15 protein-coding genes are annotated in these 12,566 nt (G+C 36.0%); 10 read left to right on the top strand and 5 right to left on the bottom strand.

Features of this window, described 5'->3' with window-relative positions; all coding sequences use genetic code 11:
* Positions 1-3: 3 nt before the first annotated feature.
* A complete protein-coding gene (gene tssO, locus VUJ46_RS09260) occupies positions 4-540 on the bottom strand; it encodes a type VI secretion system TssO (RefSeq protein WP_326984697.1) in 537 nt (178 codons plus the stop codon).
* A 183-nt stretch (positions 541-723) separates the two neighbouring features.
* Here tssO and VUJ46_RS09265 point away from each other — a divergent pair, with 183 nt between their 5' ends.
* The 8 genes from VUJ46_RS09265 to VUJ46_RS09300 all read left to right on the top strand — a co-directional run bounded on the left by VUJ46_RS09265 (position 724) and on the right by VUJ46_RS09300 (position 7,913).
* On the top strand, positions 724-1,395 hold the full coding sequence (locus tag VUJ46_RS09265; protein WP_326984698.1) for a response regulator transcription factor: 672 nt from the start codon (positions 724-726) through the stop codon (positions 1,393-1,395).
* Positions 1,396-1,533: 138 nt separating this feature from the next.
* Entirely contained in the window at positions 1,534-1,824 is a 291-nt protein-coding gene (locus VUJ46_RS09270) for an HU family DNA-binding protein (RefSeq protein WP_002984212.1), read from the top strand.
* A 363-nt stretch (positions 1,825-2,187) separates the two neighbouring features.
* Positions 2,188-3,747, top strand: a complete 1,560-nt coding sequence (locus VUJ46_RS09275) for a ribonuclease E/G (RefSeq protein WP_326984699.1) — start codon at positions 2,188-2,190, stop codon at positions 3,745-3,747.
* Between the two features lie 54 nt (positions 3,748-3,801).
* Positions 3,802-4,281, top strand: coding sequence for an OsmC family protein (locus tag VUJ46_RS09280; protein ID WP_326984700.1), 480 nt, complete (start codon positions 3,802-3,804; stop codon positions 4,279-4,281).
* Between the two features lie 374 nt (positions 4,282-4,655).
* The gene (locus VUJ46_RS09285) at positions 4,656-5,282 is read left to right on the top strand and encodes an NUDIX hydrolase (protein ID WP_326984701.1); all 627 of its coding nucleotides are present in this window, start codon (positions 4,656-4,658) and stop codon (positions 5,280-5,282) included.
* Positions 5,283-5,309: 27 nt separating this feature from the next.
* Complete coding sequence (locus VUJ46_RS09290) at positions 5,310-6,116, top strand: lysophospholipid acyltransferase family protein (protein WP_326984702.1); 807 nt, start codon at positions 5,310-5,312, stop codon at positions 6,114-6,116.
* A gap of 15 nt (positions 6,117-6,131) precedes the next feature.
* The gene (locus tag VUJ46_RS09295) at positions 6,132-6,569 is read left to right on the top strand and encodes a hypothetical protein (RefSeq protein ID WP_326984703.1); all 438 of its coding nucleotides are present in this window, start codon (positions 6,132-6,134) and stop codon (positions 6,567-6,569) included.
* 6 nt (positions 6,570-6,575) lie between these two features.
* The gene (locus tag VUJ46_RS09300; protein ID WP_326984704.1) at positions 6,576-7,913 is read left to right on the top strand and encodes a UDP-N-acetylmuramate--L-alanine ligase; all 1,338 of its coding nucleotides are present in this window, start codon (positions 6,576-6,578) and stop codon (positions 7,911-7,913) included.
* Positions 7,914-7,975: 62 nt separating this feature from the next.
* Here VUJ46_RS09300 and VUJ46_RS09305 read toward each other — a convergent pair whose 3' ends face one another.
* The 3 genes from VUJ46_RS09305 to VUJ46_RS09315 all read right to left on the bottom strand — a co-directional run bounded on the left by VUJ46_RS09305 (position 7,976) and on the right by VUJ46_RS09315 (position 10,054).
* Entirely contained in the window at positions 7,976-8,206 is a 231-nt protein-coding gene (locus tag VUJ46_RS09305) for a hypothetical protein (protein WP_326984705.1), read from the bottom strand.
* Between the two features lie 188 nt (positions 8,207-8,394).
* Complete coding sequence (locus tag VUJ46_RS09310) at positions 8,395-9,270, bottom strand: aldo/keto reductase (protein WP_326984706.1); 876 nt, start codon at positions 9,268-9,270, stop codon at positions 8,395-8,397.
* A gap of 457 nt (positions 9,271-9,727) precedes the next feature.
* Positions 9,728-10,054 carry a hypothetical protein gene (locus VUJ46_RS09315; protein WP_326984707.1) on the bottom strand — a complete coding sequence of 109 codons (327 nt, stop codon included), beginning with the start codon at positions 10,052-10,054 and terminating at the stop codon, positions 9,728-9,730.
* 41 nt (positions 10,055-10,095) lie between these two features.
* Here VUJ46_RS09315 and VUJ46_RS09320 point away from each other — a divergent pair, with 41 nt between their 5' ends.
* Together VUJ46_RS09320 and VUJ46_RS09325 are read left to right on the top strand one after the other, a co-directional pair.
* A complete protein-coding gene (locus tag VUJ46_RS09320; protein WP_029294953.1) occupies positions 10,096-10,278 on the top strand; it encodes a DUF5522 domain-containing protein in 183 nt (60 codons plus the stop codon).
* A gap of 1 nt (position 10,279) precedes the next feature.
* Positions 10,280-10,807, top strand: coding sequence for a DUF4136 domain-containing protein (locus tag VUJ46_RS09325; protein ID WP_326984708.1), 528 nt, complete (start codon positions 10,280-10,282; stop codon positions 10,805-10,807).
* Between the two features lie 624 nt (positions 10,808-11,431).
* Here VUJ46_RS09325 and VUJ46_RS09330 read toward each other — a convergent pair.
* Positions 11,432-12,490 (bottom strand): T9SS type A sorting domain-containing protein, encoded by a 1,059-nt coding sequence (locus VUJ46_RS09330; RefSeq protein ID WP_326984709.1) that lies wholly within the window; start codon positions 12,488-12,490, stop codon positions 11,432-11,434.
* Positions 12,491-12,566: the final 76 nt, after the last annotated feature.

Here is a 12,566-nt window from a genome sequence, read left to right on the forward strand (position 1 = left end):
TTGTTATCTTCTTTTTCTGCTTCCTGTAAACTTTCTTGTAGGATCTACACGCAACTCACTGTTAACGCGTACCACCTTCCCCATACATTCGTTGAGATCTCTCAAAGCGGTCTGCTCTTTATTCGAAATATTAATAATCTGAGTTTTTAGAGCCAGCATAGGCTCCAGATGTTTCAGCAAAACAGAATAATGCTTAAAATTTTTCGCGCTGTCTGCGCCCATGATGTTTTTAGCATCACGCACATTATCCATGATATAATTTCTCAAAAAAATATCATTCTCCACTTTGTTGATGTCCAGCAGAGTCATTCTGTACTGTATACTGTCGATTTGAATTTTAAGAAGCTCATTGCGGCTCAGTAAGTTTTTGTACTCATCTACCTCTTTTTGTATGCCCTTTCTCTGCAGATCGTAGCTTTTAAAAAAGAAAAATACCGCTGTAAATGCCACAGCAGATAATGCAATGAAAGACAAAACGAACTTCCAAATGCCCGCTCTGACGTCTGATTTGTTTAATTTTTTCTCCTTGTTCGAAGACATAATAATTGTGATTGGTTTGGGATGGTGAATTTATAAAAAAAATAATTTATGCACAAAATTTATATTTTATGATGAAAAAATAAACTATTGTTAATTAATTTAAGATTAATTTTCACATTCATCAGATTTTCATAACTTAGACCACCCAAAATTTTAATATATCTACACCAAATCGATCACAAAGTGAGTAAACTTTTAAGCAATACTGTACGGTTTTCAATTGCAGACAGTGATTTTTATTTTAAAAAAATAATGATCAAAACCCTGCAGGAAAACCCTTTTTATATGCTTCTTAATGACTGTAACAATGGCCATGAGCTGGTTAACAGAATTTACAGAAGGCAGGAAGATGTATTTATTATCGAGCTGTTCATGCCCGTTCTCAGTGGTATTGAAGCCATCAGATACATCCGGAAAAACAATACGGAAACACCTATTATAACTTATTCCGGGACCTATCAGGAAGATATGGCGGAAATTCTTTCAAAAATCCCCAATATTTTCTACTGTCAGAAAAAAAGCAATGTGATTAAAGAAATCGTTAAAGGAAAAATTGCAGGAGATACTTTTGATTACGAACAGTATTCCAGAGAATGGGAGCAGCAGCCTCTGGCCGTTACCGAGTATATGGACCGGCAGAAAAAAAGCCAGGAAGAACTTTCCTCCACGGAAATTCAGCTGATGAAATTCTGCTACGAAGGCTTCAGTAACAAAGAAATCGGCGAAAAGCTGAACCTCAGCAGCAGAACCATTGACACGTATATCAACAGGCTGACGGAGAAGCTCGGACTGAAGACAAAGCTCCATCTCATCCGCTTCTGCGTAGAAAATGGATACTATAATTCCAGTATGTAAAGACCCTTCCTTATGATTTAATACCTGCCAAACATTCAAACCTTATTGCGGCGCAGAAAAATAATTTGCCACTAATTTGCTAGTATTCAATTTTTTTAACTAAATTTGCACACCTAAAATTTAAAATTAAAAAAGGAAATGACAAAGGCAGAATTGGTAAACACCATCTCAAATAAGTTGGGAACAGAAAAGAATGAAACACAGAAAGTTGTAGAAGCTTTTATGCAGGAGATCAGGACTTCTATGTATAATGGAGATAACGTTTATTTAAGAGGTTTCGGTTCTTTTATCATTAAAACGAGAGCTGCTAAAACAGGAAGAAATATTTCTAAGAACACTGCAATTGAGATTCCTGCTCATAACATTCCTGCTTTCAAACCTTCAAAATCTTTTGTTGAGAAAGTAAAAACTAAAGTTGCAGTAAAATAAGACATTAACTGAATATTAACTAGTTACTAAAAATTAAAATTATGCCAAGCGGAAAGAAAAGAAAAAGACACAAGGTTGCAACTCACAAGAGAAAGAAAAGAGCAAGAGCAAACAGACATAAGAAGAAAAAATAATCTCTTTTTCTCGAGATTTACAATATAAAAATATAGTTGGTGATTTTAAGATTTTAAAGGTTCACCGACTATATTTTGTTTTGCAACTATAAGATGATATGGAATCAGAATGATTTTTATTTCAACGCCTAAAGATATACATTGAAAATAATGTGTATATTTATGGATCATACTTTTATAAAAACAGTTTGGATTCCGATGATCTTAAAAAATTATTTAGCTTAATAAAATGAAGAAAGAACTAATAGTTTCGCATGAAGATGATCTTACAAAGATTGCATTACTGGAAGACGGAAGACTATGTGAACTTCATGAGCAAGAGGATAAAAGTGATTTTATAGTTGGAGATTTATTCGTAGGAAAAGTAAAAAAACTGGCTCCGAACCTGAATGCCGCCTTTGTGAACATTGGCTATGAAAAGGATGCGTTTCTGCATTATCAGGATCTGGGTCCGCAGTATCTTACCTACCGAAAGTTTTTAAGAGATACACTCTCAAAAAAACAAAGCAGTTCAAGCTTAAAAAATTTCGAAATACAACCCGAAATTGACAAAAACGGAACCGTAGACAAAGTCATCGCCAAAGATGATGTTGTTTTACTGCAGATCACCAAAGAGCCGATCTCCACCAAAGGGCCGAGGATTTCCACACAGATTTCCTTAACCGGACGTTTTCTGGTTCTTATCCCTTTCGACAACAAAGTTTCAATTTCCAAAAAAGTAAAAAGCCAGGAGGAAAAGGAGAGACTGAGAACTCTTATTGAAAGCATAAAACCGGAAGGTTTTGGCGTGATTATAAGAACAGTTGCGGAAGGAAAAAAAGTAGCAGACCTTCATAATGACATGAATCAGCTGATTCAGAAATGGGAAAGTACTTTTAAGAACATTCAGAAAAACAAGGTTCCGTCCAGAGTTTTAAGTGAAGACGATAAAGCTTCAGCTATTTTAAGGGATAATTTCAACCAGGATTTTGTGAGCATCACCTGCGATGATGAGCAAATGGTGGACGAAATGAAGAATTATCTGGAAGTAATCGCTCCGGAGAGAAAAAATATTGTTCATTTCTATAATTCCCATATTCCTCTTCTCGAATATTATAACGTGGAAAAGCAGCTTAAACAAAGCTTTGGAAAACACGTTAATATTCCAAGTTCAAAAGGTGCTTATCTTGTGATAGAACACACAGAAGCACTCCACGTAGTAGACGTGAACTCCGGAAATAACATTACTACCGGAACTGCTGTCAATAAAGAACACGCTCTAAGAGTGAACAAAATGGCAGCGACAGAAATTGCAAGACAGCTTCGCCTCAGAGATATGGGCGGTATTATCGTGATCGATTTTATTGATATGCCGAATCCTGAGCACAGAAGAGAACTGTTCGAACATCTAAAGGAAGAAATGAAACGTGACAAAGCACGACATAAGATTCTTCCGCCCAGTAAATTTGGTTTGATACAGATTACCAGACAGAGAAACCGTCCGGAAAAACAGATTGATACCAAAGAAGAAAACCCGAATAAAGACGGAGAAATTGTAGCTCCGATCGTTATTGTTGAAAGAATGGGAGAAACCCTGAGAACCATTATGCAAAAAGAGAAAGGGAAATTGTACCTTCATGTACATCCTTTTGTGGAAGCCTACCTTACCAAAGGTATCAAAAGCATTCAGATGAAATGGTTTATGAAATACAAAAAATGGGTAACCATTATCCCCAGAGATTCTTTCAAATATTTAGAATACAGAGTGTACAATTCCGGTAAAGAAGAATTGATAGGATATTCTAATTAAAAGAAATTCAACCTCCGGTTTATCCGGAGGTTTTTTTATTGAATAAATTAAAGTATGCACAAAAAACACCATTACAAATCCACGATTAAATGGACTGGGAACCTCGGAACGGGAACCGACCATTACAAAAACTACGAACGCAGCCATACCATTTCGGTAGAGAACAAAACAATAATTGAAGGCTCCTCCGATCCTGCCTTTCTGGGTGACAAGACAAAACACAACCCTGAAGACATGCTGCTCTCTGCCCTATCCTCCTGTCATATGCTCTGGTATTTACATTTATGCTCTGCAGAAGGCATTATTGTGACTGAATACACAGATCATGCAACAGGAATTATGATTGAACAAAGCAATGGCAGTGGTTATTTTTCTGAGGTTACACTACATCCGACGGTAGCCGTTTCTCACGAGAGCATGATTGAAAGAGCAAAAAACCTTCATCATAAAGCCAATGAATTTTGCTTCATTGCCCAATCGGTAAATTTTCCGGTAAACCATGAGGATCCCATAGTCTTCGTTCAACCCTTGTAATTTCAGGCACAACGCATGTCATCCTTGCAATCAACGGGAAATAAAATAGACTTTCTGTATTCACGCCAACAAAAGAAGCATTTATATCATTTTATCTTTGAAATTTTCTTTACATTATTCAACCCGTGCGGGGTTATAACCTCATTAAATACCTATTCATCAGGTTTCACCCGACGCTACTGATATTTAACCCCCTTCGGGGTTTATTAAGGTCAATTCAAAAAGAAAACGGTATTACATCATTTATTCCAATTTTAATTATGAATCTGCTGGTCTTACATTTAAACGGTATTTACAGTATTTGTTGTTCTTTTTACCATTAATTAACACGGTCTCCTCTTCTTTTCTTCAGGATATATTGCTACATTTGAAGTATGAGTTTTGGAAAAGATTTATTAAGAAAAATAAAAACCGCAACATTACCCGGTACAGACGCTCATGGGGTATTTTCTCCTCCTTACCGTCCTGTTTTTACCTATGAAGAAGTTTTAACCAAAAACCCGAAATTTGCAGCCGTGAACATTGTGCTGTATCTGAAGAACGACGAATGGCATTTTCCTTTAATTCAGAGAACGATCAACGAGCATGACAGACACAGCGGGCAGATTTCTCTGCCTGGGGGCAAACGGGAAGAAATGGATCAGGATTTTGCACAGACCGCAGTTCGTGAAACGTCTGAAGAAATAGGTATTGAGAAACATTATATAAAAATTATCCGCGAAATGTCTCCTATTTACATTCCGCCCAGTAATTTTTACGTTTATCCCTATATTTCATATACGAAAAAAAATCCTGAATTTATCCTGCAGCAAACTGAAGCAGTAGAAGTCATAGAGTTTCCTATCACTTCCTTTTTAGGGCTTCCTGACCAACCGGAAATTATGGCATTGCCAAGTGCCGGAGGGAAAGAAGTTCCCGTGATCAATTTTAACGGATACATCATTTGGGGGGCTACAGCAATGATATTGAGCGAATTCAGTCAGTTATTGAAAAAAATGTAACTTTGCATTACCGTGTTTAATTAAGAGATGGCGAAGAAAAATATTTTCACCGACGCGTTCGGAACTCCTTATTTTCTAAAAAGGTTTATCATTTTTATTTTAGGTCTTGTATCCTATAGAAGATTCAATGGCTTTAATAAATTAAAAATTACAGGAACTGAGCACCTTGTGGATCTACCGGATTCCAATGTGCTGTTTGTAGCCAACCATCAGACTTATTTTGCAGATGTTGCGGCCATGTATCACGCTTTCTGCTCTGTAAACAACGGATATTTAAATACAATAAAAAACCCGATCTATCTGCTAAACCCCAAGATCGATTTTTACTACGTCGCAGCCGAAGAAACCATGAACAAAGGAATTCTTCCAAAAATTTTTAAAATTGCGGGTGCGGTAACGGTAAAAAGAACCTGGAGAGCTGAGGGCAAAAATGTCAACAGAATGGTAGATATGAGCGAGGTAGACAATATTATGAAAGCCTTAGACAATGGCTGGGTAGCAACTTTCCCTCAAGGAACTACTTCTGCTTTTGCCCAGGGAAGAAGAGGAACGGCCAAACTGGTAAAAAACCAACGTCCTATCGTGATCCCGATTAAGATCAACGGGTTCCGAAGAGCGTTCGATAAAAAAGGGCTCCGCGTAAAGGTTACAGGCGTAAAACCGACCATGGAGTTTAAAGCCCCTCTGGAAATCGATTACGACAACGAAAATGCTCAGGAGATCTTATATAAAATTATGACCGCCATTGAGCAGACGGAAGATTTCAACGTATTACACAATTATGATGAAGAACTTAAAGCTAAAAAATTAGAACAAAAGAATTCAGATAATTAAAGTTGATAAAAAATTATGAACAGAATAATAGGGATCTTATTCGCAATCATAGTGTTAGTTTCATGTAACAGCCAAAAAGTCTACTCCGATTTTGATATAAGTTATTCTAAAAGCGGAGGCTATGCTCCTGTTTATGAAAATATGCTCATAAAGGATACTAAAGTACATTACTCTTTTGAGGGACAGGGAAAAAAATACAAACAGGATTTTAAATTAACACCTGAGGAATTAAAAAAACTGGAATATGTTCTTTCTCAAAACAACTTTAGAAGAATACAGGAAGATCACAAAAAGATCTATGACAATGTAGCTACTTCTGTTAATATAAAAAAAGGACCGAATGAAGGCAGTAAATCTGATGCAAGCGCTATCATGCCCAATTATGAGACCAATTGGAAAAATATCATGAATGCCTTTCAGGAGATTATTAATAATAATGTTAAAAAACAGTAAATACAATTGAAAACCCATTTCATTGCGATTGGCGGAAGCGCCATGCATAATCTTGCTATTGCGTTAAAGGAAAAAGGATATCAGGTTACCGGTTCGGATGATGCTATTTTCGAGCCCTCAAAATCCAGATTGGAACAGAAAGGAATTTTACCCGGGGAGCTGGGTTGGTTTCCGGAAAAAATCACCTCGGATATCGATGCGGTTATTCTCGGCATGCACGCTCATCAGGACAACCCCGAACTGGCAAAAGCAAAAGAACTGGGCTTGAAAATATATTCGTATCCTGAATTTTTATTCGAACAGTCAAAAAATAAAACAAGAGTGGTTATCGCAGGCTCTCATGGTAAAACCACCATCACTTCCATGATTCTTCATGTTCTGAATTTCCATGAGAAAGAGGTCGATTTCATGGTTGGAGCACAGTTGGAAGGTTTCGACTGTATGGTGAAACTCACTCAGGATAACGATTTCATGGTATTGGAAGGTGATGAATATCTTTCCTCTCCTATCGATCTTCGTTCAAAATTTTTATTATATCAGCCAAACATTGCCTTATTAAGCGGGATTGCCTGGGATCACATTAATGTTTTCAAAACCTTTGATGATTATATTGAGCAATTCAGAAAGTTTGTAGCCAGCATTACTCCCGGAGGTATTTTAGTATATAATGAAGAAGATCCTGAAGTGGTAAAAGTAGTGGATGCTGCTGAAAATTATTTTAGAAAAATCCCGTATAAAACTCCTGAATACGAAATCACGAACGGAAAGGTTCATTTAAAAACCGAAATGGGTGATGTTCCGCTTTCTGTTTTTGGAGCCCATAATTTGTTAAATCTTGAAGGGGCAAGGCATATCTGCCATCATTTAGGCATTATGGATGAAGATTTCTATGAGGCGATCATGAGTTTTAAAGGAGCTTCAAAACGCCTTGAAAAAGTAGAAAGAGATGATAAAGGAACACTTTATAAAGATTTTGCCCATGCACCAAGTAAAGTGAAGGCCGCGGTAAAAGCATTTAAAGAGCAGTTTAAAAAAGAAACAAAATACGGTTTCCTGGAGCTTCATACATACTCAAGTTTAAATCCCGTTTTTCTTGAGCAGTATGACCATGCTATGGATGGTCTGGATGAAGCCATAGTCTTCTATTCTGAGGATGCGTTAAAGATCAAAAGAATGGATCCTATTTCACCTGAACTGATCAAAGAAAAATTTAAAAATGAAAATTTAAAAGTGTTCACCAGTGCTGAAGATCTTCACGCATATTGGAATACACTTGACAAATCTCAGGGAGTTTACTTAATGATGAGTTCCGGAAACTTCGGCGGACTTGATCTTACTAAATAATTTCCTTTATAAGAAGATAAAACTCCTTTCAACACTGAAAGGAGTTTTTATTTTGTTATTATTTATTCGCTGGTTAAATCTTGATGGAAGGAAGTTTTTTTACGGTCGTCCGGATTAAGTTGAGTTGCGTCATCGGAAGTTATTTCGTCCCAATTTTGTCGGTTTTGAGTCTCCAAAGTTTTTTCAAGTCCCTGCGGATCTGATAATTTCTGGTAAATACTTTCCAGTGTCTCCGCCGATGCTTCTTCTTTTACACTTTCATCGATAAGATGTTCATTTTTGTCTGGTATCATAACTTTAATTTTTTGGGGGTTGGTTTCCTTAAAGTTAAGATTTATTTTTTAAATCATTTTTCATCCAGAATACATTCACAAAAAAAAGAAGCATTTTTTTTGCTCCTTTTGTATTAAATTCTCAACAAATTAATTGATACAATTAAATTAATAAAGATTCAATTAATTCAAATCGGATAGGATCTCCATTAAATATCTGCTACGGAATTTAACATTTTTTCTTCCCAAGACGGATCTTTCGGATCGAAAAACAGTCTTTTTCCGGTGTCTAAAGAACGGACGACATTCATTTCATCTTCAGATAACTCAAAGTCAAAAACGTTGAAATTTTCTTCAATTCTTGACGGCGTCACCGATTTAGGAATCACGCAGAAGCCTTCCTGCAAATGCCATCTCAAAATAACCTGAGCCACCGTTTTACCATATTTTTCAGCAATCATTTTTAAATCTGAATTTTCCAGTAAACCTGCATTACCGTTTCCAAGAGGACTCCATGGCTGCGTAACGATATTATTTTCTCTGTCGTAAACCTGAAGTTCCTTTTGCTGGAAAATCGGGTGCAATTCAATCTGATTGATCACAGGGAGAATTGTTGAATTCGCTTTTAATTCCTCCATTTTTTCTACTGTGAAATTACAGACACCAATCGCTTTAATTTTTCCTTCACTATATAATTCTTCCATGGCTTTCCAGGCACCTGTAAAATCAGAATAGGGCCAGTGAATAAGGTACATATCCAAATAATCCAGCTGCAATCTATCCAGTGTTCTCTGAAAAGCAGATTTCGCCTTATCATATGTCGTATCCTGAACCCAAAGCTTTGAAGTTACAAATAACTCTTCTCTGTTTATTCCACTGTTTTTTATGGCATTTCCCACTGCCGTTTCATTTTGATAAATCGAAGCCGTATCTATCATTCTGTATCCCGTTTCAATCGCTTTAATCACTGCATTTTCGCACTCCTTCAGATCTTCCATCTGCCAAACCCCAAAACCTAATGCAGGAATATCAACACCATTATTTAAAGTAATTACAGGCTGTCCTGCGTATTTTTTTTGTTGCATACTATTTTGTTTAATTTTTAAAATGAATATAGAACAAATTTCCGATAAAATTTTGAAATTTCCTGTTACCATTTTTACAGAAGAGGCTGAATAAAAAAAAAGCCTGTTAAAACTTCCATAGCTTTCTATAAGACGAAGATGTGTACCGAAAAGTACAGCGTCATTTCGTGAACTCATAACAATCCGGAGACTATTTAAGCTGCCTCATAAGATTATCAGATTTTAAGAAATATGCCCCTGTTAAAAGAGTTTTTGTGACTACGCTTTTAATAAGAAAAAAAACTCATCTTTGAAAAAATGGGGAAAAATTTACTTTAATACGACGAATTAAAAAAAAGAAAACAAATTAATTTTTATCATTTTTGATGTAAAAGGGCCCTACCTTGCATTAGATAGAATTGCGTTGCCGGGTTTCGAAAGCCGTACAAAAAATTCTCTTGAAACACCGAATTCTGCGTCATAAATATCTCCTGAAGCTCCAAAATTTTCTTTCTGTAAGGTAAGTGAGATCAGACTCGTTTTCATAAGCTTCTCTTTCAAAAGAAATTCTCCTGTAGGCAGCATATGAATTCTTTAATTTGATAAGCCAGTAGTAGTATTCAATGCTGTAAAAGATATAGAAGAAAATAATAAACATCTCCAGCTGTTGTCTCAAATGGATTTTTTCGTGATTGATTAAAACATTATTTTCCTTATCTTCGGGTTTTCTTATGAAGATAAAGGGGAAAAGAGCAATGCCGTTAATTTTTAATTTTTTTAAAGGCTTTTGGCATACAATTATCATAATAACAAATATAAAGTTTTTTTCACTTAGAGATTTAACCTATGGCACTTTTTGACATCAAAGAAGGTGAAGACTTTTACTATAATGAGCAGGGATATAAGGTTTTTACAGAGAAATTTCATCTGAAGAGAGGACATTGCTGTAAAAGTGGTTGTAGACATTGCCCTTATGGGTACGATAAAAAAACAGATACATTCATTAAAAACGATAAAAAAAATAAATAAAATGAAAAAATATATTTTTATTTTGTTAGCAGCGGCTACTTTAGGGCTAACCTCCTGTAGTCCTTTCAATGTGCGTTCTGATTATGCTGATACGGCCAATTTTACAACCTATAAAACGTATAAGCTGAGAATTGATGATTTGAAACTGAATGATATTGATAAAGACAGAGTTCTGAATGAATTATCTAGACAACTTCAGAGCAAAGGTCTTCAGTCCGGAGAAAATCCTGATCTGATTGTCAATGTAAAAGCCAACCACAAAAAAATAACAGATATCAACAGCAGCTCGCCATACGGCATGTGGGGCTGGGGAGGTCCTTTCGGCTGGGGAGTAGGAATGAACAGAACGTGGACAAGCAATTATAATGAAGGTGCATTAATTGTGGATTTAGTGGATGCAAAAACAAACAAACTGGTTTGGCAGGGCATCGGAAGCGGAGTTTCTGTAGACTCACCTAAAGCCAAACAGAGACAGATTCCTGAGATTATGGCTGAAATTATGAAAAATTATCCTCCTCAGAGAAAGTAAAAATTTAGATCAATCAAATATAGTAAGAGCCTGTTTTAAAATGTAAACAGGCTTTTTCGATGTTTTATCCAAATCTACAGATCAAATCCAAAATTTGAGGATTTGGCAAAGAGTGCAGATCGTTTGACAATTAAAATAGGAGTTTGATTTTTATTTCCCGCGGATTTCACAGATAATACTGTTGATTTAGTTTCAGTAATTTAATAGGGCATTCCGGTCATCATCTTGTCAAAGCGATCTGTGGGAAATAAAATATTCGTGCATTCGTGGCGATAATATGCAGCCCTCAATTTTATCTTTGATAAAATCCTTGCGCCTTAAAAACATAGAGCATTAAAAGGTTCTTTGCGGCTTTGCGAAAATCCAACAAAGACAGCACGAAGTCTTTTTATAATTGATCGCTTTAAGGCTCACCAAGCTTTTCCATTTATAGAAAAACGCAACTTTTACGCAATAAAAAATCAGCAACAGGATCTGTGAAAATTTTTGTATTCTACGGGAAACCATATATTTTAAATCCTGAAATTTCTTCCTAACTTTTGTAAATGATCCAAACATACGAAGGCTGCCTCAACTCACGTTGGGCAGCCCTCTCTCTCAGTTAAAATATAAAAAACCCCTTTTTTATTGTTTTATGGTTTTCAACGATGATATTTTTCCGTTTCTGTACTTTAAGGTTATCCAATAGATCCCTTTTTTTAAGGAATCCAAATTTACAATACTTACTGGTTTTTCAATTGTTCGCACTACTCTTCCGACAGCATCAGCAATGATGATTTTTTCCAGATCTTTCAATTCTGAAATATAGATTTCATTTTTGAAAGGGTTTGGATATACCTTTACTCGCCCTGGGCTGCCGGGTTCGGATGTTGCCAAATTGGGAATAGCTTCCCATGATGCATCATCCCAGTAATATCCGGCAAAGGTAGATCCATCGTTCCGAATGGCAAGTCTTGCATTGGCGGGGACGGTTGTCGGAACGGTTAACGTTCTTTCTGACGTCACATCATAGGTACTGTTTGTTATCGGAACCTGTTGTAAAACAACAAATGTAGAAGCATCCGTTAAATCTGTAATATATCCGAAATCGAGTGCTCCCCCACCGGAATTTGCCTTGGCTTTAAATCTGAATTGATGTGTTCCAGCATTGATTGTAGTGAGTTGAGGAAAAATAACAATGGATACTTTTCCGTTTCCGTAGCCAAACTGATAGATCTGGCTGCTTCCTGAAGCCGGCTGTGAGTTTGAAATAATCTGGCTGGCCCCGTTAAGAGCAATTCTATCCCAACAGGTGGGCACTATACTTTCCGGAGCCGTATAGGAATCAAAATTTTCGTAAAAAACATCAACGGCCGTGCATTGTGCTTTCACCACGGTGGTTGACATCATTAGTCCTAAAATAGACAAAATTCCAGCAGAAAATAAATTTTTAATCATTCTAAATAAAAATAATATAACGAAAGTAATTATTTTTGACTTATAATACTTTAAAAAGTGTATGATTTTTATCAATACAATACCATCATTAGCAGATCCATAAGCGTTGATCTGCTGTAAGACAAAATTCGGTACTGTTTCCGAATTCAAAACCTCTGATTTACCATTAACCCAGACGGTACATTGAAAAAATTCTCCTGAGATATTCTTTTCAAAGGACGGATTTTCGAAAGCAAACTTTAACAATTCACTACATTAAGATTTAATAAAAATTATATATTTTTATTCATAAAATAGTAGTAATCTTACACGAAATTAAATT

It is taken from the genome of Chryseobacterium sp. MYb264 (genome assembly GCF_035974275.1).
Classification (GTDB): Bacteria; Bacteroidota; Bacteroidia; order Flavobacteriales; family Weeksellaceae; genus Chryseobacterium.

Bases quoted from the DNA above. Each gene is read 5' to 3' on its own strand.
- tssO (WP_326984697.1), bottom strand. From the start codon at position 540: ATGTCTTCGAACAAGGAGAAAAAATTAAACAAATCAGACGTCAGAGCG.
- VUJ46_RS09270 (WP_002984212.1), top strand. From the start codon at position 1,534: ATGACAAAGGCAGAATTGGTAAACACCATCTCAAATAAGTTGGGAACA.
- VUJ46_RS09275 (WP_326984699.1), top strand. From the start codon at position 2,188: ATGAAGAAAGAACTAATAGTTTCGCATGAAGATGATCTTACAAAGATT.
- VUJ46_RS09280 (WP_326984700.1), top strand. From the start codon at position 3,802: ATGCACAAAAAACACCATTACAAATCCACGATTAAATGGACTGGGAAC.
- VUJ46_RS09285 (WP_326984701.1), top strand. From the start codon at position 4,656: ATGAGTTTTGGAAAAGATTTATTAAGAAAAATAAAAACCGCAACATTA.
- VUJ46_RS09290 (WP_326984702.1), top strand. From the start codon at position 5,310: ATGGCGAAGAAAAATATTTTCACCGACGCGTTCGGAACTCCTTATTTT.
- VUJ46_RS09295 (WP_326984703.1), top strand. From the start codon at position 6,132: ATGAACAGAATAATAGGGATCTTATTCGCAATCATAGTGTTAGTTTCA.
- VUJ46_RS09305 (WP_326984705.1), bottom strand. From the start codon at position 8,206: ATGATACCAGACAAAAATGAACATCTTATCGATGAAAGTGTAAAAGAA.
- VUJ46_RS09310 (WP_326984706.1), bottom strand. From the start codon at position 9,270: ATGCAACAAAAAAAATACGCAGGACAGCCTGTAATTACTTTAAATAAT.
- VUJ46_RS09315 (WP_326984707.1), bottom strand. From the start codon at position 10,054: ATGATAATTGTATGCCAAAAGCCTTTAAAAAAATTAAAAATTAACGGC.
- VUJ46_RS09320 (WP_029294953.1), top strand. From the start codon at position 10,096: ATGGCACTTTTTGACATCAAAGAAGGTGAAGACTTTTACTATAATGAG.
- VUJ46_RS09325 (WP_326984708.1), top strand. From the start codon at position 10,280: ATGAAAAAATATATTTTTATTTTGTTAGCAGCGGCTACTTTAGGGCTA.